The organism is uncultured Litoreibacter sp., assembly GCF_947501785.1.
In the GTDB taxonomy this organism is placed as follows: Bacteria; Pseudomonadota; Alphaproteobacteria; order Rhodobacterales; family Rhodobacteraceae; genus Litoreibacter.
Map to the genome: position 1 here is coordinate 2,657,147 of NZ_CANMXB010000001.1, position 23,775 is coordinate 2,680,921.

General features: G+C 59.1%; 15 protein-coding genes and 1 tRNA gene. 8 read left to right on the plus strand and 8 right to left on the minus strand.

Annotation, left to right across the window (positions count from 1 at the left end; translation table 11 throughout):
• Positions 1 to 56: 56 nt before the first annotated feature.
• The 5 genes from gpmI (at position 57) to Q0899_RS13270 (ending at position 5,101) form a co-directional block, all read left to right on the plus strand.
• Positions 57 to 1,574: a 2,3-bisphosphoglycerate-independent phosphoglycerate mutase gene (gene gpmI, locus Q0899_RS13250; RefSeq protein WP_299193345.1), complete on the plus strand. Its 1,518-nt coding sequence runs from the start codon at positions 57 to 59 to the stop codon at positions 1,572 to 1,574.
• A complete protein-coding gene (locus Q0899_RS13255; protein ID WP_299193347.1) occupies positions 1,571 to 2,701 on the plus strand; it encodes a peptidoglycan DD-metalloendopeptidase family protein in 1,131 nt (376 codons plus the stop codon). Before gpmI ends, Q0899_RS13255 begins: the two co-directional genes overlap by 4 nt.
• 4 nt (positions 2,702 to 2,705) lie before the next feature.
• Positions 2,706 to 4,049 (plus strand): S41 family peptidase, encoded by a 1,344-nt coding sequence (locus Q0899_RS13260; RefSeq protein ID WP_298360970.1) that lies wholly within the window; start codon positions 2,706 to 2,708, stop codon positions 4,047 to 4,049.
• Complete coding sequence (locus Q0899_RS13265) at positions 4,046 to 4,534, plus strand: RNA pyrophosphohydrolase (RefSeq protein ID WP_299193349.1); 489 nt, start codon at positions 4,046 to 4,048, stop codon at positions 4,532 to 4,534. Before Q0899_RS13260 ends, Q0899_RS13265 begins: the two co-directional genes overlap by 4 nt.
• Positions 4,535 to 4,630: 96 nt before the next feature.
• Entirely contained in the window at positions 4,631 to 5,101 is a 471-nt protein-coding gene (locus tag Q0899_RS13270; RefSeq protein WP_299193351.1) for a hypothetical protein, read from the plus strand.
• A gap of 9 nt (positions 5,102 to 5,110) precedes the next feature.
• Here the strand turns inward: Q0899_RS13270 and Q0899_RS13275 are convergent, their stop codons facing one another.
• The 4 genes from Q0899_RS13275 to Q0899_RS13290 form a co-directional block, all read right to left on the minus strand.
• A complete protein-coding gene (locus Q0899_RS13275; protein WP_299193353.1) occupies positions 5,111 to 7,669 on the minus strand; it encodes a DUF3857 domain-containing protein in 2,559 nt (852 codons plus the stop codon).
• Positions 7,670 to 7,866: 197 nt separating this feature from the next.
• Entirely contained in the window at positions 7,867 to 12,393 is a 4,527-nt protein-coding gene (gltB, locus tag Q0899_RS13280) for a glutamate synthase large subunit (RefSeq protein WP_299193355.1), read from the minus strand.
• Positions 12,394 to 12,576: 183 nt separating this feature from the next.
• Positions 12,577 to 13,350, minus strand: coding sequence for a hypothetical protein (locus tag Q0899_RS13285; protein WP_299193357.1), 774 nt, complete (start codon positions 13,348 to 13,350; stop codon positions 12,577 to 12,579).
• Positions 13,351 to 14,784 (minus strand): NAD(P)-dependent oxidoreductase, encoded by a 1,434-nt coding sequence (locus Q0899_RS13290; RefSeq protein WP_299193359.1) that lies wholly within the window; start codon positions 14,782 to 14,784, stop codon positions 13,351 to 13,353. It abuts the gene before it with no gap.
• A gap of 213 nt (positions 14,785 to 14,997) precedes the next feature.
• Between Q0899_RS13290 and Q0899_RS13295 the strand changes: the two genes are divergently transcribed.
• On the plus strand, positions 14,998 to 15,801 hold the full coding sequence (locus tag Q0899_RS13295; protein WP_299193361.1) for an undecaprenyl-diphosphate phosphatase: 804 nt from the start codon (positions 14,998 to 15,000) through the stop codon (positions 15,799 to 15,801).
• On the opposite strand, the gene Q0899_RS13300 is transcribed toward Q0899_RS13295, so the two are convergent.
• Complete coding sequence (locus Q0899_RS13300; RefSeq protein ID WP_299193363.1) at positions 15,798 to 16,775, minus strand: complex I NDUFA9 subunit family protein; 978 nt, start codon at positions 16,773 to 16,775, stop codon at positions 15,798 to 15,800. The genes Q0899_RS13295 and Q0899_RS13300 overlap by 4 nt on opposite strands.
• Positions 16,776 to 16,915: 140 nt before the next feature.
• Between Q0899_RS13300 and Q0899_RS13305 the strand changes: the two genes are divergently transcribed.
• Positions 16,916 to 17,001: transfer RNA gene (locus Q0899_RS13305), tRNA-Leu, on the plus strand.
• A gap of 115 nt (positions 17,002 to 17,116) precedes the next feature.
• Here Q0899_RS13305 and Q0899_RS13310 read toward each other — a convergent pair.
• The gene (locus Q0899_RS13310) at positions 17,117 to 18,118 is read right to left on the minus strand and encodes a biotin-dependent carboxyltransferase family protein (protein ID WP_299193365.1); all 1,002 of its coding nucleotides are present in this window, start codon (positions 18,116 to 18,118) and stop codon (positions 17,117 to 17,119) included.
• Positions 18,111 to 18,800, minus strand: coding sequence for an allophanate hydrolase subunit 1 (locus Q0899_RS13315; RefSeq protein ID WP_299193367.1), 690 nt, complete (start codon positions 18,798 to 18,800; stop codon positions 18,111 to 18,113). The genes Q0899_RS13310 and Q0899_RS13315 overlap by 8 nt, the downstream gene beginning before the upstream one ends.
• A gap of 168 nt (positions 18,801 to 18,968) precedes the next feature.
• Here Q0899_RS13315 and Q0899_RS13320 point away from each other — a divergent pair, with 168 nt between their 5' ends.
• A complete protein-coding gene (locus Q0899_RS13320) occupies positions 18,969 to 20,123 on the plus strand; it encodes an acyl-CoA dehydrogenase family protein (RefSeq protein WP_298294729.1) in 1,155 nt (384 codons plus the stop codon).
• A gap of 17 nt (positions 20,124 to 20,140) precedes the next feature.
• On the opposite strand, the gene Q0899_RS13325 is transcribed toward Q0899_RS13320, so the two are convergent.
• Positions 20,141 to 23,716 carry a hydantoinase B/oxoprolinase family protein gene (locus Q0899_RS13325; RefSeq protein WP_299193368.1) on the minus strand — a complete coding sequence of 1,192 codons (3,576 nt, stop codon included), beginning with the start codon at positions 23,714 to 23,716 and terminating at the stop codon, positions 20,141 to 20,143.
• Positions 23,717 to 23,775: the final 59 nt, after the last annotated feature.

Below are 23,775 nucleotides of genomic sequence, written 5' to 3' on the forward strand. Positions count from 1 at the left end.
CGGTTGTGGGCAGGCGCGGCACGCCCTAAAATGCGTGCAAAACAGGACAGGCAGTCATGGCGACCCCAAAACCCGTAGTTCTATGTATTCTTGACGGCTGGGGGCTGTCCGAGACCAAGGAGGGCAACGCGCCCGTCTTGGCGGAAACCCCGAATTTTGACCAACTGATGGCGGATTGCCCCAACGCAACGCTGACCACCTTCGGCCCGGATGCCGGGCTGCCCAAGGGACAGATGGGGAATTCCGAAGTCGGCCACACCAATATCGGTGCCGGCCGCGTGGTCGCGATGGACCTCGGCCAGATTGATCTGGCCATCGAAGACGGCAGCTTCTTCACGCGCGATGCGCTGTTGGACTTTATCGAAACGCTCAAAAAATCCGGCGGCACGGCGCATTTGATCGGCGTCGTCTCTGATGGCGGGGTTCATGGCCACACGGACCACATGATTGCGGCCGCCAAAGCGATTACCGACGCCGGTGTGCCGGTTGCCATTCACGCCATCACTGACGGTCGCGACGTCGGGCCAAAAACCGCAAAGGGCTACCTGAAGACCCTGAAATCAGCATTGCCAGAGGGCGCAAACATCGTCTCTGTGACCGGCCGTTATTTTGCAATGGACCGCGATAATCGCTGGGATAGGGTCGAAAAAGCGTATCAGGCGATGGTGCACGCCAAAGGCCCGGACTACGCCGATCCGCAATCAGTGGTCCGTGATTCCTACGCCCGCGGCAAGACGGATGAATTCATCGAACCAACTGTGATCACAGGCTACAAGGGCATGGAAGATAGCGACGGCATCTTCTGCCTGAACTTCCGCGCCGACCGCGCGCGTGAGATTCTGCAAGCGCTTGGCGACATCCGGTTCGAGGGGTTTTCGACCGCCAAGCTGCCCAAACTCGCCGCGCGGCTGGGCATGGTCGATTATTCGACCGCGCATAACGACTACATGACCACCGTATTCCCAAAGCAGAAAATCAAAAATACGCTGGGCGCCTGGGTCGCGCAGCAAGGCCTGCGCCAGTTCCGGCTAGCCGAGACCGAGAAATACCCACATGTCACCTTCTTCCTAAACGGCGGCAAAGAAGACCCCGAAGAGGGCGAAACCCGCTATATGGCTCCGTCCCCCAAGGTCGCCACCTACGATCTGCAGCCCGAAATGTCCGCCGCCGAAGTGACGGAGCAATTGGTTAACGCCATCTACGAGCGCTACGACCTGATCGTGGTGAATTACGCAAACCCTGACATGGTTGGTCATACCGGCGATATCGAGGCCGCCAAAAAGGCATGCGAGGCGGTTGATCAGGGCCTTGGCCGCGCGCTGAAAGCACTGGACGTCACGGGCGGTGCGATGATCGTTACGGCGGATCACGGAAATTGCGACATGATGATCGATCCTGACACCGGCGGACCGCATACCGCACACACGCTAAACCCGGTGCCGGTCATCTTGGTTGGCAGCCCCGAGGGCGCAAAACTGACCGATGGGCGGCTTGCGGATTTGGCCCCCAGCGTGTTGCAGTTGATGGGCATAGACAAGCCCAAGGAAATGACCGGAAAGACCCTCATCTCATGAGGGTTTTTTTGACAATACAGGCTCTATTCCTGCTCACTTTGGCCAATATGGCCCATGCACAGTCGGACCCCATTACCACCGCCAAACGCGCTGCGCAGATGCTGGACGCCGCCGCGACCCAGCTGTCAGAGGCGCAAAAATCATCTGACCGTGTTGCTGCCCTCACCTCTACAGTCCGCGCGTATGAAGAAGGCCTCAGTGCGCTCCGCGAAGGTCTGCGCCGTGTCGCGATCCGCGAACGCGCGATCAACATCGAATTCGAGGCCAAGGAGGACCGGCTGTCCCGCCTGCTTGGCGTGTTGCAAACCATCGGCCGCTCCCCCGCGCCGCTGTTGATGATGCACCCTTCCGGTGCCATCGGCACTGCGCGGTCGGGCATGATCTTGTCAGATGTCACCCCCGCGCTGCAAAGCGAGGCTTTGCAGCTGAAGACCCAGCTTGAAGAAGTGTCGGTTCTGCGGTCGTTGCAAGAAAGTGCCGCCGCCCAACTGGTTACTGCCTTGGAAAATATCCAAACCGCCCGCGCCACGTTGGCGCAAGCCGTCGCCGATCGCACTGACCTGCCGGACCGCGTTATCACCGATCTGGCCCAAATGGCTGCGTTGATCGACAGCGCCGACACGTTGCAAGGCTTCGCTGATGGCCTGACTGAACTCAGCAGCGGCTCTGCCAACCCGGCGGATTTTGAAACAGCAAAGGGCAAGCTGCCGCTGCCCGCAAATGGGATCATTCTTCAGGGCTTCAACGAAGTGAATGCGCAGGGCACCAAACGCCCCGGCCTAACTGTCGCGTTGCAGTCCCAATCGCTGGTAACGGCCCCCTGGCCTGCCACTGTGCGCTATGCGGGACCGTTGCTGGACTACGGCTCGGTCGTCATTCTTGAGCCCGGCAAGGGGTATCTGCTGATTCTCGCGGGCCTCGGCGCACCGCTGGTGAAGGAAGGTCAGATCGTCTCGGACGGTGAGGCGCTTGCCATGATGGGCGGAAATTTACTGGATGCTGACGCTTTTTTGATCAATGCGGCCAAAGGTGGTGGCGGCAATCGGCAAGAGTCGCTTTATATAGAGCTAAGACAGGGCGACACGCCCACTAATCCCGCGGACTGGTTCGTGGTGGACAGGGAATGATGAAATGAAAAAGTTTATGTTGGCCGCACTGCTGGGCACCGCCGCTGGCGTTTTGGTAACGACGCAGGTCACCGGGCCATTGCTGGCGCAAGAGTCGGTCAAGAAATCCAACGTCTATGAGCAGCTCGACCTGTTCGGCGACATTTTCGAACGCATCCGCGCGCAATATGTCGAGGAGGTCGAAGAATCCGAGCTGATCGAAGCCGCTATCAACGGCATGCTCACCTCGCTCGATCCGCACTCCTCCTACCTCGCCCCCGAGGATTTCGAGGACATGCGCACACAAACCTCCGGCGAATTCGGCGGCCTCGGCATCGAGGTGACGCAGGAAGAGGGCTACGTCAAAGTGGTCACCCCAATGGATGACACCCCCGCCGACAAGGCCGGCATGGAATCGGGCGACTTCATCACCGGTGTCGACGGCAAGTCGATCCTCGGCTTCACCCTAGAGGAGGCCGTTGATCTGATGCGCGGCCCGGTGGGCTCCGAAATCATTCTGACCGTCGTGCGCGAAGGCGTCGACGAGCCATTCGACGTCTCCATCATCCGCGACACGATCAAGCTGACCGCCGTGCGCGCCCGCACCGAAGGCGACAGCGTGGTGCTGCGCGTCTCCACCTTCAACCGTCAGACCTACCCCAACCTCGAAGCCGGGCTGAAAAAGCAGGTCGAGGAACTGGGTGGTGAAGAGAACGTAAACGGCATCGTGCTGGATCTGCGCAACAACCCCGGCGGCCTGCTGAACCAAGCGATTGCCGTATCTGACGCGTTCCTGAACCAGGGTGAAATCGTCTCTACTCGTGGCCGCAACCCGCGCGACAGCGAACGCTACAATGCGCAAGATGGCGACTTGACCAATGGCAAACCCATCGTGGTGCTGATCAACGGCGGCTCCGCCTCCGCGTCAGAAATCGTCGCGGGCGCCCTGCAAGACCATGGCCGCGCTGTTGTCATCGGCGAAAAGAGCTTCGGCAAAGGGTCCGTGCAAACCGTGGTCCCCGTGCGCGGCGACGGCGCGATGCGCCTGACCACGTCGCGCTACTATACGCCATCTGGTCGTTCCATTCAGGCGCTGGGTGTGGCCCCTGACATCATCGTCAAACAGCCCCCGCGCAAACCCGTGGATGAAACGGCTGACGAAGAAGAGAGCAACCGCCCAAGCCGGTCGGAGGCCGACCTGAGAGGCTCACTTCAAAACGACGACGTGTCTGAAGCAGACCGCGCCATCATCGAAGCCGAACAAGAGAAGGCCGAAAAGGCCGCCGAGCTGCGCGAGGAAGATTACCAACTCGCCTATGCGCTCGACATTCTCAAAGGCCTGTCCGCAATCAACGCAGCGGCAAAGTGAGCCCTGAGGACATCGCGAAACTGCCCTACCGCCCCTGCGTCGGCCTGATGGTCGTCAACGGGAAGGGTAAGGTGTTCGCCGCCCAGCGCCTCGACTTCCCGACACCTGCCTGGCAAATGCCGCAAGGTGGGGTCGACAAGGGCGAGGATGCGCGCGACGCCGCCCTGCGGGAGCTGGAAGAAGAAACCGGGCTGACCCCCGACAAGGTCACCGTTATTGCCGAAACGCCCGAGTGGCTGCCCTACGATCTGCCCCATGATCTGGTGCCCAAACTCTGGAAGGGCAAGTACCGCGGGCAGGAGCAGAAATATTTCCTGCTCCGCTTCCATGGCGAAGACAGTGACATCAATATCGAGACCGAAATCCCCGAATTCTCCCGCTGGCAGTGGATGGACATGGACGCGCTCTTGGACAACATCGTGCCCTTCAAGCGCGACAGCTACGCCAAGGTCATTGCGCAGTTCAAGCCGCTGGTTGGCGCGTAGCCTGCGTTACATCTGCGTGACCACCGTCGGCAACCTCCCGCCGCCGCCACGCAGACGTGAGTTGAGAAACCGCGCCCAATGCGCGCATAAAGCCATATGAAAAATATCATCCTCGCCGCCACGCTTGTGGCCGTCTCCGCCAGCCAAGCGTCCGCGCTGTCCTGCATCAGGCCCGATGTCGCGACCGCGTTCAAGGACGCGTCAGATTCTGACCGCAACTACGTCGTGCTGAAAGGGACCTTTGAATTCACACCGCCCGCCAAGACGGACAAGCCTCAGGCGGAAACTGTAGACTCGCAATTCCGGGGCCGATTGCTGACCGGCGGCGGTTTCACCCAGACCGTCAGTGCCCCGGTGGAAATTGACATGACCTGCGCGGGCGAATGGTGCGCGCAAGTCGATCCCAATGTCGAATACATCGCCTTCGTCGAAAACATCGACAACGAACGGCTGATATTCGAAGTCGGCCCCTGTTACGGCTTCGCGTTCAAAGAGCCTGTGCAAGAAGCGGTCAAGCGCCTCGAAAACTGTGCGCAGGGCGGGGCTTGCGAACCGGCGACGGAATAGACGCCCGCGTCACGGTAGGAAACTTGCCAGGGCCACCACCTGCGTCACGAACATGGGCAGGCACATCACCAACAACGCAATGGCAGGCCAGCCAAACGCCGAGTTGCGCGTCACGTATTTTCCGTTGGCAGCATTCTTGCGCAACACCTCTCGCGACATCGGGACAAAGATCAAAATGGCGGCGAAACCAAACCAGCTGGTGAATTCAGTCCCGATGCCCGGCGTATCAGCAGAATAGTCGGCGACGCTGAAGATCATATATATGATCGCGTAGATTGGGGCCAACACGGGCAACGGGAAGGACGCGGCGGGCGCTTCTTTCACGATCCGGGGGAACAAGCTGAAATTGGTGAAGTTCATGAAGACCGCGCGCCAGAATGGCCAGATGCGTTCGCCCTTCACGTCCCGTATCCAGACCCAGTTCTTGTACACCCAATAGGCCTGATACAGCCCAAGGCTGACCAAGGACAACACCACGAACTTGAAGGTCCCTACGGGGTATAGCAGCTGGTGTTTCCGGTCGTCGGCATCCTTATTGCGATGCAAGGTCGCGACCAGCAAAGACCCCAGGATCGCCAGCGCAAAAAGAAAAAGCGGGGCCTCTTCCGCTGTTGTGCCCCAAATTGCGGCGGCCGGGCGGGTGTAGCTGCGCCAAATCTCTTCATCCACGGTTTCCACCAGTTGCATGTGCTGTGGTACATCCACGGCGGCGATCTGGCTTCGGGTGACGCGGTAGGTGAATTCATGTTCATACCGGCCGCCATTGAGGAAGAGACTGTTTCTGAAGGCTAGCCCGGGAACGGTCTGCAGATCAGAGGTCTTACCATATCCAAAATCGTCTTCGGTGATCAGCACCAGCTTTTGCCGGATCGCTGTAGGGTATGCCAAAGCGTAGGGCCCGCTACGCTCAGAACGTTCGATCGTCGGGGTGGCAGATCCAATTTCGTCAGCGGTAAAGTCAAACGTTTCCTCCCCGCTGTCTTCGTCAAGCTGCCAATAGTCGGGAATGCGGTACGACGCGGTGACCGTCACCGTGCCGGCATCCTGATCAACCTCCAGGGCCAGCGGCCCATCGCGTTCTATGCTTGGATAGCTACGCTGATAGAATTTGAAATACCCGTCATCTATTTCCCGCAACCCGTTGCGGTCGCGCCGCGACAACATGCGGTCGGCAGCTTCCGTGCGGAAGACATTCGTGGTGGTGAAAGTCGCGACCTCCGGGTCGGTCAAATCGTATTTGTCGACGATGTCCTTCTGCCAACCTGTCGTTGGCGCGATCGCCTTGATCATTCCTGGCCCGTCAGCCGCAATCACCACACCTCTGCCAAAATCGGCCTGTTGCAGGTTCTGCAGGTCGCCCAATTGCGGGCCACGCGTCGGGTCAAGGAAATAGGATTTGCCATTCAGCTTCGCCAACGCCACCACATGGTCAAACGCCGCATAGGAGGGGATTTGCTCAGCAACCTGCTCGCGGTAATCGAAATCCACCAATAGCGGGTAAGCCTCAATATTCAGGGCCTTCAAAATGGCCGTCAGCAGCACCACCATGTCCTTGCAGTCGCCAAAGCGACGGTCCAGCACCAGATCGGGATCGCGTGGAATATAGCCGCCCGGCCCCAGTTCGATCCCCAGATAGCGCACCTCTTGTTGGACATAATCCAACGCCGCGCGCAGCTGTTCGGATCGGTCGGCGGTGGACGCCCTGATCTCCGCCGCCACCGCCAACACCTTGTCGGTCTGGAACTGGCCCGCATCGTAGAACGGGTGGAAGTAAGCGCCCACCTCAGCCCAGTCAGCGAAGCTGGAATACTCGGTCAGGGAATATCGCTCGTAGCCTTCAGGCAGATTAGAGTCTGTTTCTTTGCCTTCAACGTTGTTCAGATCCCATGTGTGGATTGCATATCCGTCAACGCTGGACGTCACCGGCGGAACCGGGCTGTGATAGGTCTTCACAGACACGTCGGTGCCTTCCGGGTGCGAATAACGTTGGTACAGCTTTTGCACCGGCACACCATATTGGTGCCGGAAGCCGCCAAAGAAGTGCGGACCTATCGCCGGGTTCCGGCCGTTCACGGTATACGCGTATTCCAGCACGTCACCCACCCGAACACCCGGCACCACAAAGGCCATCTGCAAACGTCCGTTATAGATCAGCTTTTCGCGGTCCGTTTCTTCGCGATAAATGTCAAACGCCGACAGGTCCAGCAGGTCGATGACCTCGCCGTCTCGGCGAATTTGAACACGGTGCAGCACCACGCTTTGATAGGCCGGGTCCAGGTTGATGGTGATGGTAGAGTTGTTCTCGACAGCACGCGCGCTCGGCAACCTGTCGGCGTAATGGCGGTAATACGCGCTGCTGGTCGACGACACCCGCCGTTGCTGATCCACCAGCAGGTATTGCACATTGGTCTCGTCAGCCAGGTCGAAAGGCGCGCTGGGGACTTCATTGACGATCACCCAAGCGGCAGGCGGCCCGCTGGTGGCGTGGTCTGATACGTTTTGTGAAAGCGCCGGGCCGCAAAGGCCCGCCATGGCGAGAAATGCCATGAAAAACTTAAGAAATTTCAAAACTGCCTCATTTACCTCTGAACAATGAGTAACCATCGGGATGATCCACATCAATCCGTTACGTCAGGTTTCGTTCAAAGAACTGGTGCGCTCCAACCATCCAAAGGCGGCCGCACCAAAAAAACGCCGCGTTTTTCAACGCGGCGCTCATTTGTTTTTCGGTAGCCTGGGAATTCCCCGCTATGCGGGGCCCGCACCTATTCGGCCGGAATAGCCTCATCCTCGATCCCCAGCGGGGCAGGAATGTGTTTCAGCATTTCAATTGGGCAAATCTGCACGAACTTGGATTTCTCCAGATCCCAATCCTGCAAAATCTGACCAGCTTTCACGCTTCCTGTCTCCGCCAGGTGTTCCTCGATCAGGCCTTTCAGTTGGTCGTGCCAGTGATCGACCGTCACCGGGCAGGTCACCAAGGTTTCCATATTGATCAGGTCGGCGGCTTGGCCCTCAGCGTCGTACAGATAGGCCATACCGCCCGTCATGCCCGCCCCGAAGTTGGCCCCGATTGAGCCCAGGATCACCGCAACACCACCCGTCATGTATTCACACCCGTTGGTCCCGCATCCCTCAATCACCACCGAGGCGCCGGAGTTGCGAACGGCGAACCGCTCACCGGCCCGACCAGCAGCAAACAGATGCCCCGCCGTCGCGCCGTACAGCACGGTATTGCCGATGATCGTGTTGTCAGCAGCCACCAACGGGCTTTCCTGCGCAGGCCGCACAACGATGCGCCCGCCCGACAGACCTTTGCCCACGTAGTCATTGGCGTCGCCAAACACTTCCAGCTTCAGCCCCGGCGCGGCGAATGCCCCCAAGGCCTGCCCGGCCGATCCGGTCAATTTGATCGTCAGGTGATCGTGCTGCAGCGTGTTGCGCATGCCAAACCGCTCGACAATGTGGCTGGAGACGCGGGTGCCTATCGTGCGCAGAGTGTTCTGCACCGCATAAGACAGCTGCATCTTCTCGCCTTCCTTCAGGAAGGGTTGGGCGTCCTTGACGATTTCAGCATCCAGCGTGTCCGGCACCGCGTTGCGCGGCTTGTTGCGGTCATACTCGATCTCATGCGCGCCATCGACGGTGATCAGCAACGGGTTCAGATCAAGATCATCCAGATGCGCCGAACCACGCGACACCTGCGTCAGCAAGTCGGCCCGCCCAATGACGTCATCAAGTGACGTCGCGCCGATGGACGCCAGGATTTCCCGCACTTCCTGCGCGTAGAATGTGATCAGGTTTACCACCTTGTCAGCGTTGCCGGTGAACTTCTCCCGCAGGTCTTCGTCCTGCGTACACACGCCCACCGGGCAGGTGTTCGACTGGCACTGACGCACCATGATGCAGCCCATCGCGATCAGCGCGGCGGTGCCGATGCCGTATTCCTCGGCCCCCATCATCGCGGCCATGACAATGTCACGCCCGGTGCGCAAACCACCATCGGTCCGCAACGTAATCCGTTCGCGCAGGTTGTTCATCGCCAAGACCTGATGCGCCTCGGTCAGACCCATTTCCCATGGCAGACCCGCGTATTTGATCGACGTCGCAGGCGACGCCCCGGTCCCGCCATTGTGCCCCGAAATCAGGATCACATCGGCCTTCGCCTTTGCAACACCAGCCGCAATCGTGCCAACGCCCGAGGCCGCAACCAGCTTCACGGTCACCTTACAGCGCGGGTTGATCTGCTTGAGGTCGTAGATCAGCTGCGCCAGATCCTCGATCGAATAGATGTCGTGATGCGGCGGGGGCGAAATCAGCGTCACCCCCTTGGTCGAATGCCGCAGCCGCGCAATCAGGTCGGTGACCTTCATGCCGGGCAGCTGCCCGCCCTCACCGGGCTTGGCACCTTGGGCGACTTTGATCTCAAGCTCTTCGCAATGGTTCAGATACTCGGCGGTGACCCCAAAGCGGCCAGAGGCCACCTGTTTGATCTTCGCCGACGGATTGTCGCCATTCGGCTCCGGCACGAAATGCGCGGGGTCTTCCCCGCCCTCGCCAGAATCCGACTTCGCCCCAATCCGGTTCATCGCGACGTTTAGGGTCTTATGCGCCTCCGGGCTTAGTGCACCCAAAGACATCCCCGGCGTGACAAACCGTTTCCGGATCGAGGTGATCGATTCCACCTCCTCAATCGAAATGGGCTCGCCCATCGGTTTGATGTCCAACAGGTCGCGCAAATGAATGGGCGGGTTCGACTTCATGGTCTGCGAATACTGCTTCCACATGTCATAGCTGGCCCGCGCACAAGCCGCCTGCAGCATATGCATGGTCTGCGCTTCCCACGCGTGTTTTTCGCCCGACCGGCGCGCTTTGTAGAAACCGCCAATGGGCAGCACGTCTTGGCCACCTTGCCAGCCCAACCGATGCACTTCTTCTACCTTGGTCTGAATGCCGCTGACGCCGATGCCGGAAATCCGGGACTGCATGCCGGGGAAGAATTCGTTGACCATCGCGCGCGAAAGCCCGACCGCCTCGAAGTTCAAACCGCCGCGATACGACGAGATCACCGATATCCCCATCTTCGCCATGATCTTCAGCAGGCCTTGGTCGATCGCATTGCGGTAGCGGGCCACGGCCTCGGTCAAATTAGTGTCTAACAAACCGCGATCAATGCGATCCGCCAGCGAATCTTCTGCCAGATACGCGTTCACGGTGGTCGCCCCGCAGCCGATCAGAACCGCAAAGTAGTGCGGGTCAACGCATTCGGCCGACCGGACATTCAACGAGGTGAAGGTCCTGAGACCCTTCGCCGTCAACCAGGCATGGACCGCCGAGGTTGCAAGGATCATAGGCATGCCAACTTTTTCGCTGCCCTGATCCTGATCAGTAAGGACAATATGCCCCGCGCCCGACCGAACCGCATCTTCTGCCTCGTTGCGAATGCGGTTCAACGCCTCGCGCAGAGATCCCCCATCCACGGGAAAGGTACAATCAATGCTGACCATGTCCGCGTTGAATTGCTCCACCAATTTCTGGAATTGCGCGTTGCCTACAAAGGGGCTGTCCAAAACCAAAATCTCGGTCTGGCTCGAATCCTCATCCAGCACGTTCTTAAGATTGCCAAACCGGGTCTTGAGGCTCATCACGCGGTACTCGCGCAAGCTGTCAATCGGCGGGTTGGTGACCTGACTGAAATTCTGGCGGAAGAAATGGCTCAAGGGGCGGTACTTTTTGGACAAGACCGCGCTTGGTGTGTCGTCACCCATCGACGCCAACGTCTCTTTGCCGTCCTCGGCCATCGGGGCCAAAATCTGCTCCAATTCCTCAATGGAATATCCGGCGGCGATCTGTCGTTTGCGCAGCTCGGCACCCGAAAACAGAGCCTGTTCCTGCACATCAAGCGTCACGTCATCCAGATGGGTGATTTTCGACACCCATTCGCCAAATGGCAGGGCGGCGGACATTTTGTCCTTCAGCTCTTCGTCATGGAACAGCTGGCCCTTGCCCATATGAACGCCGATCATCTGGCCCGGGCCAAGTGCGCCTTTCTCTCGAACGGTCGCCTCGTCGGTCGGCACCATCCCGGCCTCCGACCCCGCGATCATCAGCCCGTCACCGGTCACGACGTAGCGCATCGGGCGCAGGCCGTTGCGGTCCAAACCAGCCACAACCCAACGGCCATCCGTCATCGCCAATGCGGCGGGGCCGTCCCACGGCTCCATGACGGAGTTGCAGTAAGAATACATGTCCTGCCACTTCTTCGGCATCTCGACCGCCTGCTGTGACCAGGCTTCCGGCACCAGCATGGTTTTGGCCATCGGCGCGCTGCGCCCTGCCCGCACAAGGACCTCGAAAACAGAGTCTAATGCAGCGGAATCCGAAGAACCGGCGGCGACGATGGGTTTGATATCGTCGGCCATGTCCCCGAACGCGCCAGAGGCCATGCGGATCTCGTGGCTCTTCATCCAGTTCAGGTTGCCCTTCAGCGTGTTGATCTCGCCGTTATGGGCCAGCATGCGGAATGGCTGCGCCAGCCACCATTGCGGGAAGGTGTTGGTCGAATAGCGCTGGTGGTAAATCGCGAACGCGCTTTCGAACCGTTCATCCATCAAATCGGGATAAAAATCCGCCACCTGTTCGGCCAGCATCATGCCTTTGTAAATGATCGACCTGCAGGACAACGAACAAATGTAGAGGTCCTTCATCGTCGCGGCAGCTTTTTCGATGCGGCGCCGGATGACATAGAGCTCCCGCTCGAACTCTTCTTCCTCTGCCCCTTTGGAATTGGAAATCAGGATTTGTTCAATTTCGGGGCGGGTCGCGTTCGCCTTCTCCCCCAGGCAGCCCACGTTTACGGGCACGTGCCGCCATCCGTAAATCCGGTACCCCATGCGCAGCACTTCGGTTTCGACAATCGTCCGGCACGCTTCTTGTGCGCCAAAGTCGGTGCGGGGCAGGAACACCTGCCCGACAGCGATCATCTCTTCCTTATTTGGCCGATGGCCGGTGCGTTCAATTTGGTCGTAGAAAAACGGTACGGGGATTTGAACGTGGATACCCGCGCCATCGCCGGTCTTGCCATCCGCGTCAACCGCGCCGCGGTGCCAGACGGCCTTCAACGCGTTGATCCCGTTCTCAACCACTTTCCGAGACTTCTTGCCGTCAATCGAAACGACCAGACCAACGCCGCAAGACGCGTGTTCGTCCTCATTGCGATAGAGGCTGTTTTCCGCCATCCAGTCGCGTTTCGTTTCTTCCTGAGCCACCCAGCTTTCGTCAAACTTGGTCATGGTCACTTCTCCTCATCGGGTCCGGGCGTTAACCCGGCGTTTAGTCTCTGTCTCGGTTCGGTCAGCAGGGCTGACCATTCGTTTTTCAAGCGTGTGGCGCGTGTCGGTACAGGGTGTGTACGGAGTGTGTACAGGGTGTGTACGCCGCTATTGCCCGTTCAGTCCTGCCGGTTTCGCCACCTTTCAGCGTTCGGCGAAGTGGCGCACTGCCCCTTCGAAATGGTCGTAATCGGCGCGCTCCATCCCTGAGGCTGAGCGGACGATTTCGTCCATCCGCTGCGCGTCGTCCCGGATTGCCGAGATCATGATTTTCGGCAGCAGGTTCTCGGATTTCAGTTGCCGCACGAAGTTGTGGTCCCGGCCTGCAAAAATGTAATGCCTGAGATTCGGAGCTGTGGGGAATTGCCGCCAATGATGCTGCTCGTCCCGGCTGTCGCCGTGGAACATATAGATCTTGGCAGGCCGTTTGGGCAGCTTGTCCAGTGCCCGGTATCGCCAGTCGGTAATCTGATTGCGGAAGAAGGTCCACCGGGTCTCCTCCGGCACAATGTCGGGATGTACTGAGAATTGCGGCGCGAAGGCGATCACCCGCTGCACCGGCATCAGCCGCCCGAAGACGAGCGCGTTGAACGCGCCCATCGACACGCCCAGCGTCATGATGTTCCGTACCTCGTGCTGGGCGACATAGTCCGCCACAAGACGCAGAATGGTCTGGTCCATGCCGGTGTGGTTCATCCAGCAGCGGCTTTTGTCGGTGATGCAGATCAGATGGTTGCGCCCGTCCTGCGAGGCTTGCTTGACGAACTCCTTCGGCGGCCACTGGTCGCGCTCCGTCCCGACGCTCGTGAAGCTGACCATCAGTCGCCCCGACCGGCCCGGCGCCACTTCTACGCGCAGCCGGTCGTCCTGATGCATCAGCTGAAAGTCCAGCTGGCCTGAAAGAGGCGCGGCGTTCACTCACTCGGCCGCCACTGCAGATGCCGCGTTGAATTGGGTCAACATCGCATCTGCCGCTTCACGCCCATCGCGAATGGCCCAGACAACAAGGCTGGCGCCGCGCTGAATGTCACCACACGCATAAACGCCCGGCAGGCTGGTTTCATGCGTCTGGAAGTCTGCCTTGACCGTGCCCCAACGGGTTACCGCAAGCTCTGGCACATCCCACAATGTCGGGATGTCCTCGGGCTCGAACCCAAGGGCCTTGATGACCAGGTCCGCATCTTCGACATAGTCAGCACCATCAATGATTTCAGGGGCTTGGCGCCCTGTGGCGTCCGGCGCGCCAAGGCGCATCTTGCTCACCATCACGCCTTCGACCGCATCGCCCGTGTAGCCTTTGGGCGCGGTCAGCCACACAAATTCTACACCTTCTTCCTCGGCGTTTGCCACTTCGCGTTGCGAGCCGGGCATGTTGGCGCGGTCCCTGCGATAGAGGCATTTGACCGACGTCGCGCCCTGCCTGATGGCGGTGCGCACACAATCCATCGCGGTGTCGCCGCCACCGATGACGACGACGCGTTTGCCTTCGGCATTCAGCTCACCTGAATCAAATTCAGGCACCGCGTCGCCAAAGCTTTTGCGGTTGCTGGCGGTCAGAAAATCAATCGCCCGAACGATGCCTTTGGCACCCGCTCCGGGCCCCGACAGGTCGCGCGATTTATACACGCCGGTGGCAATGAGAATAGCGTCATGCGCTTTCTGCAAATCAGCAAAGGAGATGTCCTCGCCGACGTTACAATTCTGCTTAAAGGTGACGCCACTTTGTGCCAGCTGGTCGATGCGTTTCATCACAACATCTTTCTCCAGCTTGAAGCCGGGAATGCCGTAAGTCAGCAGTCCGCCCGCGCGATCATAACGGTCATAAACCGTCACCTGCACGCCTTGGCGGCGCAGCCGGTCAGCCGCCGCCAAGCCACCGGGACCTGCGCCAATGATGCCGACGCTTTCCTTGCGCTCCATCGACGGGACGGCCGGTTTCACCCAGCCGTTTTCCCACGCGGTGTCGGTGATGTATTTCTCGACCGAGCCAATTGTGACCGTGCCGTGGCCGGACTGCTCGATCACGCAATTGCCTTCGCACAGCCGGTCCTGCGGACAAATGCGGCCGCAGATTTCGGGGAATGTGTTCGTCGCCTGGCTGACCTCATAAGCCTCTTGCAAGCGGCCCTGCGCGGTCAACCGAAGCCAATCGGGAATGTTGTTGTGCAGCGGGCAATGCGACTGGCAATAGGGCACGCCGCACTGGCTGCATCGGCTGGACTGCTCTTCTGCTTTTGCCTCAGCGTACTCAGCGTAAATTTCCTGGAAATCATTTGCCCGTAGGTTAGGTGGCCGCTTCTCCGGCATGTCCCGTTCTACCGACACGAATTTTAGCATTGGCTCTTTCGCCATGGTACACTCCCATTTCCGAAGGTTTTCACTACTTCGGACAATATTGGAATAAAAGTAAGTTATGCTGACCTATATGACGATTTATTGCGTCAAAGTAAGGAAAATTTCACCTTGGAAGTAATTTTTAGGTATCAAATCGGACCTAAATAGGTTCTTTCCTTTTGATTCCAGTCCTCTAGGTTGGCGGCCACTCTTCAAAGGTTCGCACGCGAAATGTCGCTCTTTCACCTCATATTGGTTGCTTTGATTCAGGGGATTACGGAATTCCTGCCGGTCAGCTCCTCCGGGCACCTGATTCTGTTGCCCGCTCTGACGGGAATGGATGATCAGGGCCAGATGATCGACATAGCCGTGCATGTCGGAACGCTCTTTGCGGTGATGCTGTATTTTCGGGCTGACGTAGGCGTTGCAGCAAACGGATTGCCCCGGCTGATCCGTGGAAAGGTCGATACCCAAGGCGCTTGGCTTGCCCTGCTGCTGATCGTTTCAACGATCCCAGTTCTGCTATTTGGGCTGGTCCTCAAAGTGACGGGGTTCGACGCTCATTTGCGATCCGTTGCGCTTATCGGTTGGACGATGCTGATCTTTGGGATTGTCCTCTACTGGACCGACCAAAAGGGAGAGGTCACCAAGACCGCGCCTCAATGGTCGATTAAGGACGCGGTGACGATGGGTGTTTGGCAAGCCCTTGCGTTGATACCCGGCACGTCCCGGTCCGGAGCCACGATCTCAGGGGCGCGATCCCTGGGCTACGCGCGTGAAGACGCGGCAAAGCTTGCAATGCTGATGTCGATCCCGACCATCTTGGCTTCCGGATTGTTGCTGGGGTACGAGGTCGTCGGAGATGCCAATTTGGCCTTGGCGAAGGACGCGGCGATTGCCGCGGTTCTGTCATTCATCGCCGCGCTCTTCGCGCTGTCGCTGATGATGCGGCTGCTGAAATCCGTGAGCTTCACGCCCTATGTGATTTATCGGATTTTCCTTGGAATCGCCCTGTTGGGCTACGCGTACAGCTAGTCCACCCGCAGGTTCTTCGCCGATTCCTTGATGGCGTCATACTGGCCTGACGGACGGAACCGCCACAGGTAAGACGGCAACACGGCCTCCATCGAAGTCGGCGTGACCCCGAGATCCGCCAATCCTTTGGCGCTATCGCCGACCACCACGTCCGATTTCAGGCTGGTGACCTGATCGCGCGTCACCGGACCTTTGATCAAACCGCCGGTCAATGTGCTGAGCAGATCGAATGACCACCCCATGATGCCGCCCACAAAGAACGGCACATTCAGCACCAAACGGCGCCGGCGGATGACCTGCAGCATTTCGTTCATCAAGTCACGGAACGTGTTCACGTCGGGGCCACCTAACTCAAACGTGCCGGAGGTGCCGTTTACACCCGCCATGGCCGCCTGCGCCACGTCATCTACATAGACGGGCTGAAACTTCGTGTCCGCGCCGATAACAGGCAGCACCGGACCGAAGCGCGACATCGAAGCGAAACGGTTGAAGAATTCGTCTTCCGGCCCAAAAACAACGGATGGCCGCAGGATCATAGCATCCGCAAAATGACGAAGCACACCGGCTTCACCCCGACCTTTCGATTGACCGTACAACGTTTCGCTGTCCACATCGGCGCCGATCGCCGACAGATGCACCAACTGATCCACTGCAAGCTCTGAGGCGATGCGCGCGATACGTTCCGCGCCTTCGTCCTGAACCGCGTCAAAATTGTTTTTGCCGCCCTTGGCGAAAGTTCCAACGCAGTTGATCACGGCGTCAGCCCCCTCCATCACCAACCGCACAGAGGCGTCATCGCGGATATTGCAAAACACCGGCTCAACCTGGCCGACGACGCCGTAGGGCTTCACAAAGATCGCTTCATTTGGGCGGCGCACGGCGACGCGGACGCGCCAGCCCTCTTTGGCCAGACGGCGCACAATATAGCGGCCGACAAAACCTGATCCGCCGTACACAGTTGCGAGCTTGGACATGAAGAAACCTCATTGAATTGGCTAGCTACGGGTTTAGCGACCCGTCCCGGTGCAGACAAGTTTGATTTCAGCGACAAATCGGAGCGGAATCACGTTGACAGAGGCAGCGACCCACCTTAATCACCGCGCTCACGACACCTGCCCAGGTGGCGGAATGGTAGACGCGCTAGCTTCAGGTGCTAGTGTCCGTATGGACGTGGAGGTTCGAGTCCTCTCCTGGGCACCAAATATTCCCCGAAAACCCCTATGTGCTAAGCCGGAATGGCGCTTTTTGGTTGTCTTGTTCCTGGGGCAGGCCTCAGTGCAGCCACGAATTTGCCAGCCATCATGCAGATAGGCGGTCAGTCATAAATACAGCCATGGATCAGATTCTCTCGCATCAGCCGTTGTTCCAACGTGCCCCGCACCACGCCGAGGTTCTCAAGATACTCTTGCCGGTGAACCAGAAAGTCCCTGACATCAGCCAAAGCCTGTGCGCTGGAGATCGCGTCAAAGCGCAGCTTTTCGCCCGCTCTGAACTGCGCCAACCTGTCAGTGTCACACGAAATCACCGTTGCTATCTTGGGGTATCCGCCGGTGGTTTGATGGTCTGCCAGCAGCACCGTCGGAACGCCGTCCCCCGCCACCTGCACCGAGCCGCGCAGGATGGGTTCGGACGGGATGGACAGGGCATTCTTCAGCGGTAGCTCTGGTCCTGCCAGCCGCATTCCCATTCTGTCATAAGCATCTGTCACCTCGAAGGTTTCGTTTGTAAATCGGTCCAGAGAAACCGGATCAAAATGCTGATCTTGGGGACCAATGACAGCCCGAATGGGGCCGTCGGTTCGAAAGCCCGGCCGGCGAATGTCGCCATGCCGGCCTTCCCGGATCGAAGCGTCCAAAACCTCGATGAGTTGGCCGGATGCAACGGCGCCCCCTCCAAAGCCAGACGTGGAATGGGTCGCGTCGCTGCCCATCCATGCATTGGCCTGCACGTTTCCGGCAAAGGCCAGATAGGCCCAGCTCCCGGCGCGACCTGCGCGAACTGCCAGCCGCTCGCCTTGATGGACTGTTATTACGGTCCAGGAAGACAGCATCTGCCCCGCATGATCGACCACAAAGTCACCCCCGGTGATAGCCACCGTCACCGTCCCGGCGGTGCACTGCAAGATGAGGCCACCCAGCGATATCTCCAGCGCTGTTTGTCCCGGTGCATTGCCCAGCGCGGCATGGGCTGCATCAAAGGCGAGCCTGTCCATGGGCCCTGAACGCGGCACCCCGTATCGCATGTTGCCGGGCCTTCCACCATCTTGAACGGTGACAAGCGGACCGGCAAAACTGACATTGAAGGCCGCCTCAGCCATGTGCACGCTCTTTGCTCAGCCGCTCGAAGGTCGCGACGTCAATACGCTTGAACACAACGCCGTCGCCGACATCAAAGAGGAACGGGTGTTGGGGGTCCCCGGTAAAAATTTGCGTAGGAGACCGCCCCAGGATCGACCAGCCTGTCGGCATCGTCAGCGTGGTCACAATGCACTGTGATCCCGCAATAACCACGCTGCCAGCCGCGACATCGCGCACCGCCATTGGCTTTCGTGGCACGCGGATGCCTTCGGGAACCCCCGCAAGATAGGCGTAGCCGGGCGAGAACCCGTACATCAGCGCACGGTAGTCGCCAGAAAGATGGGCGGCGATCACGGCATCGGGTGAAAGCCCGGTCGCCGCGGCAACGGCGTCAAGGTCAGGGCCAAAGGGGGCCTCATAGCAGATCTCGACAACGCGTTCATTCCCGGTTTGGGCTATCGGAGACAGGGCAGTTAAGTGCTGACGCACGGCGTGCTCTATTGCCGCGTGATCTGTCTTTGCGACATCAAATGTCACTAACAGGTTGACCAGTGCAGGCACGGTTTCGTCCATGCCTTCCGGGGGGTCATTTGCCAACGATCTATCCAACGCAATGACCGCGGCATGTGCTGCCTCATCGACTTGCTCGGCAAATGTCACCAACACGGCGTGATCTGCTATGGGTTTGAATGATGCGTCCATTGTGCCCGCCAGTATGCCCAGAAAACCGTGATATACACGCTCTGCAACATCAGTCGGTCCCGCAAATTGCCCGCCGTGTCAACGGCGCTGCAAATCAAAAAGACTTCTCCTTGTGTCGGCGGTACGGTCTTCCTAGCAACACCATCATATCCACCCGGGAGGGATTGCATGCCTGTAGAAACCTACGACGATATTCGCGCCGCCGTTGCAAAGCTTTGTTCTGACTACCCGGGCGAATATTGGCGACTTCTGGATCGCGAAATGGCCTACCCGACCGAGTTCGTCGATGCCTTGACCAAAGCAGGTTGGTTGGCAGCACTCGTCCCGGAAGAGTATGGCGGCGCGGGGCTGCCCCTGTCCGCCGGGGCAGCAGTCCTGGAAGAAATACACAAGGCTGGCGGAAATGCCGGGGCTTGCCACGCGCAGATGTACACAATGGGTACGCTGCTGCGGCATGGATCAGAGGACCAAAAGCGGCAGTATTTGCCGAGTATCGCGAATGGGTCGTTGCGGCTTCAAGCCTTCGGAGTGACGGAACCCACTTCGGGCACCGACACCGGCGCGCTGATGACCACAGCGAAGCTGGACGGCGACGCCTATGTGGTGAACGGCCAGAAGATCTGGACCAGCCGCGCCGAGCATTCGGACCTGATGATCCTGCTTGCCCGCACAACTCCCCTGAGCGGAAGCATGAAAAAGACGGACGGCTTGTCGGTGCTGCTGGTCGATATGCGCGACGCCAAAGGCAATGGCCTGACCATCCGCCCCATCCGCACAATGATGAACCATGCCACCACCGAAGTGTTCTTTGACAATCTGCGCGTCCCCGCCACCAATTTGGTCGGGGAAGAGGGCAAAGGCTTCCGCTACATCCTGTCGGGAATGAACGCTGAACGTATCCTTATCGCGGCGGAATGCATCGGCGATGCCAAATGGTTCATCGAAAAGGCCGTGGCCTATGCCAGCGACCGCAAGGTGTTCGGACGCGCGATTGGCCAGAACCAAGGCGTGCAATTTCCGATTGCCAAGGCCTATGCAAACATGCGCGCCGCGGAGCTGATGGTTCGCGAGGCACTTCGGATTTACGAGGCGGGCGAAAACCCGGGGGCAGAGGCGAACATGGCCAAATTGCTTGCGGCAGAGGCCTCGAACGAAGCAGCGAATGCCGCAGTACAAACCCATGGCGGTTTTGGCTTTGCCGAAGAATTTGACGTAGAGCGCAAGTTCCGCGAAACGCGGCTGTATCAGGTCGCCCCAATCTCAACCAACCTCATCCTTAGCTATCTGTCTGAACATGTTCTTGGCCTGCCAAGATCTTACTGACGGCACATTCCGCGGCCTCAGGCCTTTCCGTAACCTCCTCCACCCGGGGTCTTTAAGACAAACACATCGTCCACGTTGAGCCACGCCTCGGCGTTTCCCCCAAGGATTTCTACGCGGCCATCTGCACGCATGACGCTGTTTTCACCTGTCTTCCCGTGCCCGCCGCCGGCGGCCCCAAACGGCGGGACTTTGCGATGAGAGGAAAGCACGGTGACAGTCATTTCTTCCAGGAACCGCAACCGCCGCGTGATACCGTCACCACCTTGGAATTTCCCTGATCCACCAGAGCCCCGGCGGATCGAAAACTCGTCCAACCGCACCGGGAAACGCGATTCCAGGACCTCCGGGTCGGTCATGCGGGTGTTGGTCATGTGGCTATGCACCGCGCTGGTTCCGTCAAACCCGTCGCCTGCCCCCGTACCACCACAAATGGTTTCGTAGTTTTGGTAGGTTTCGTTTCCATAGACAAAGTTGTTCATCGTGCCCTGACTGCCGGCGATGACCCCGAGCGCGCCAAAAAGCGTGTCTGCAATGGCCTGACTGACCTCGGTATTTCCAGAGATCACAGCGGCAGGGCTGCGTGGGTTGATCATGCTCCCCTCGGGAACCACAAGGTTCAACGGCTTCAGGCAGCCTTCGTTCATCGGGATATCGCTGCCCACCAAAGTGCGGAAGACATACAAAACCACGGCTCGACAAATCGCGAGTGGAGCATTGTAGTTCAATGCGTTTTGGGATGACGTTCCGGTGAAATCTATCTTCGCCTCGCGGGTGGTTTTGTCCACCGTGATCTTCACCTGAATCTGGTCGCCGCTGTCCAGCGAGTAGGTGAATGCACTGTCTCGCAAGACATCAAGCACCCGCCGCACACTTTCCTCGGCGTTCGCCTGCACATGCTTCATGTAAGCATGCACGGTCTCAGCGCCGAATTGGGACGTGATTTTCTGAAGCTCCAATTGCCCCGTCGCATTGGCGGCAATCTGCGCCGAAAGGTCCGCCATGTTTTGATCTATGTTGCGGCAAGGGTAGCGGCCGGAAGCGAGTAGCGCGCGGGTTTCGTGGTCTCTAAGTTTGCCCTGTTCGACCAGTAGGAAATTGTCAATCAGCACGCCCTCTTCTTCGATGGATCGGCTGTCAGGGGGCGCTGAGCCCGGAGTTTTGCCGCCAATGTCGGCATGATGCCCCCGGCTGGCAACGGTGTAGAGTATGTCCGAGCTTGCCTCGTCAAATACCGGCGTGATGACCGTGACATCGGGAAGGTGGGTCCCCCCGTTGAACGGGTTGTTCATCATGAAAACGTCACCGGGCCTAATCTTCCCGGCGTTCTGCGCCAAAATGGTTCGCACGCTTTCCGACATGGAACCCAGATGCACCGGCACATGCGGGGCATTGGCCACCAAATCGCCCGCCCCGTCGAAGATCGCACAGGAGAAGTCGTAGCGTTCCTTGATATTGACGGAATTAGCGGTGTTGGCCAGGGTCGCACCCATCTGTTCCGCGATCGACATGAACAGGTTGTTGAAGACCTCCAGCATGACCGGGTCGACCTCGGTACCGATGGCCTCCTGACGGGCGAGCGGCGTGGTACGGGTCAGGACCAGGCAGCATCCAGAAACGCATTCCGCTTGCCAGCCCTGTTCAAGAATGTTGGTGCCCGTGGGTTCGGTCAGGATGGCGGGGCCTTGGATAATGTCACCTTTGCGCAAGGTCATGCGGTCCACAATGGGCGCGTCGTGCTGCATGCCATCCGACCACATTTTGGTGGTTTGGCGCGCTGAAGGCGCGGCGGCGGCATCCGGCAATTGCACTGCCTCGCCTGTGGCCCCGATGGCCTCGGACGAGAGGACTTCGATCACGAGTGCCGCATCGGTCGGAACGAAGCCGAACCGCTGCTGATGGGCGGCGGCGAAGGCATGGGTCATGTCCTCCTCAGAGCCGAAGGGGATTTCAAGCGTTTGCTGCGCCCCGCTTGGGCGGATATGGGCCGTCTGCACCAGCTTGATATTGGTGGCAGAAATGCCCTGACCGCTGACCTCGGCGGAGGCGTCTTGGCCAAGCTGATCCAGCACAGCGCGGGCCTCTACAACCTCGGTGATTGGCTTGCCAAACTGATGCTCGCGCATGGCGCGCACGTCCGCGAGCCCCATTCCAAAAGCCGAAAGCACGCCGGCAAAGGGGTGGATAAAGATACTTTCCATTCCCAATGCATCAGCCACCAGACAGGCATGCTGCCCACCCGCGCCGCCGAAACAGTTCATGGTGTATTTGGTCACGTCATAGCCGCGCTGCACGCTGATTTTCTTAATGGCGTTTGCCATGTTTTCGACAGCTATGCGCAGGAAGCCTTGGGCAATTTCCTCAATGCTGAGGCCGCCTCCGATCTCTTTTGCCATAGCCTCGAACTTTGCGCGGACCGCGTCCACGTCCAGCGGTTGATCTGCGTTCGGGCCAAAGACAGGTGGGAACAGATCAGGCTGCAGCTTACCCAGCAGCACGTTGCAGTCGGTGACAGTCAAAGGGCCGCCACGCCGGTATGCGGCGGGGCCGGGATTGGCGCCGGCGCTTTCGGGGCCAACCTGCATACGCCCGTCACGGTAAGACAGAATCGACCCGCCGCCCGCCGCAACCGTGTGGATCGACATCATCGGCGCGCGCATCCGAACGCCCGCAACCTCGGTCTCAAAACTGCGTTCAAATTCGCCTGCGTAATGGCACACATCGGTGGAAGTGCCGCCCATATCAAAACCGATGAGCTTGTCGAAGCCGTGTTCCGTCGCAGTGCTGACCATGCCAACAACGCCGCCGGCGGGGCCTGACAGGATAGCGTCACGCCCCTCAAACAAGGCGGCGTCCGTCAGCCCGCCATTGGAACGCATGAACATCAGCCGTTCGCAGCCGCCTTTACCGGTGCCGAGCGCACTGGCCACCTGGCTGACATAGCGCCGCAAAATGGGGGAAAGGTAGGCGTCGACGACGGCCGTGTCGCCGCGCGAGACCAGCTTGATCAGCGGGCTGGCCTCATGGCTGAGGGAAACCTGATCAAAACCCGATTGCCGCGCCATGTCCCCTATGGTTTGCTCATGCGCAGGAAAGCGATAGCTGTGCATCAGCGCGACAGCGACGGATCGATAACCCTTGCCATAGGCCTCCGACAGGGCGGTACGCGTTGCACGTGTGTCGAGCGGGCAAATAACCTCGCCCGTAGCAGAGAGGCGTTCTTCGACTTCGATGACGTCGTCATAGAGCAGCTCTGGCAATTCGATATTGAGATCAAACAGGCGGGGGCGGTTCTGAAAGCCGATGCGCAACAGGTCGCGCATACCTTTTGTGATCAATAGCAACGTGCGCTCGCCCTTGCGTTCCAGCAGCGCATTTGTGGCGACGGTGGTGCCCATTTTGACGGCCGTGATTTGACCATCAGGGATCGGGTCAGCCTCGCCAAGCCCCAGCATTTCGCGGATGCCGTGCACGGCAGCGTCAGGATAAACTTCCGGATTTTCGGACAGCAGTTTGTGCGTCTTCAACCCGCCCTTCGGTGTTTTGGCGACGATGTCGGTGAATGTGCCTCCGCGGTCGACCCAAAATTGCCACATGGCATAGCTCCTTCGTTTGCTGGCGCGCGAGCAGTAAAAATCAAGATGATGAGGTGGCG

Excerpts from the sequence above, each read along its gene's own strand:
- Q0899_RS13310 (WP_299193365.1), bottom strand. The coding sequence starts at position 18,118 with ATGGCTGAGGCGGCCTTCAATGTCAGTTTTGCCGGTCCGCTTGTCACC.
- Q0899_RS13255 (WP_299193347.1), top strand. The coding sequence starts at position 1,571 with ATGAGGGTTTTTTTGACAATACAGGCTCTATTCCTGCTCACTTTGGCC.
- Q0899_RS13300 (WP_299193363.1), bottom strand. The coding sequence starts at position 16,775 with ATGTCCAAGCTCGCAACTGTGTACGGCGGATCAGGTTTTGTCGGCCGC.
- Q0899_RS13320 (WP_298294729.1), top strand. The coding sequence starts at position 18,969 with ATGCCTGTAGAAACCTACGACGATATTCGCGCCGCCGTTGCAAAGCTT.
- Q0899_RS13295 (WP_299193361.1), top strand. The coding sequence starts at position 14,998 with ATGTCGCTCTTTCACCTCATATTGGTTGCTTTGATTCAGGGGATTACG.
- Q0899_RS13315 (WP_299193367.1), bottom strand. The coding sequence starts at position 18,800 with ATGGACGCATCATTCAAACCCATAGCAGATCACGCCGTGTTGGTGACA.
- gpmI (WP_299193345.1), top strand. The coding sequence starts at position 57 with ATGGCGACCCCAAAACCCGTAGTTCTATGTATTCTTGACGGCTGGGGG.
- Q0899_RS13270 (WP_299193351.1), top strand. The coding sequence starts at position 4,631 with ATGAAAAATATCATCCTCGCCGCCACGCTTGTGGCCGTCTCCGCCAGC.
- Q0899_RS13290 (WP_299193359.1), bottom strand. The coding sequence starts at position 14,784 with ATGGCGAAAGAGCCAATGCTAAAATTCGTGTCGGTAGAACGGGACATG.
- Q0899_RS13325 (WP_299193368.1), bottom strand. The coding sequence starts at position 23,716 with ATGTGGCAATTTTGGGTCGACCGCGGAGGCACATTCACCGACATCGTC.
- Q0899_RS13260 (WP_298360970.1), top strand. The coding sequence starts at position 2,706 with ATGAAAAAGTTTATGTTGGCCGCACTGCTGGGCACCGCCGCTGGCGTT.
- gltB (WP_299193355.1), bottom strand. The coding sequence starts at position 12,393 with ATGACCAAGTTTGACGAAAGCTGGGTGGCTCAGGAAGAAACGAAACGC.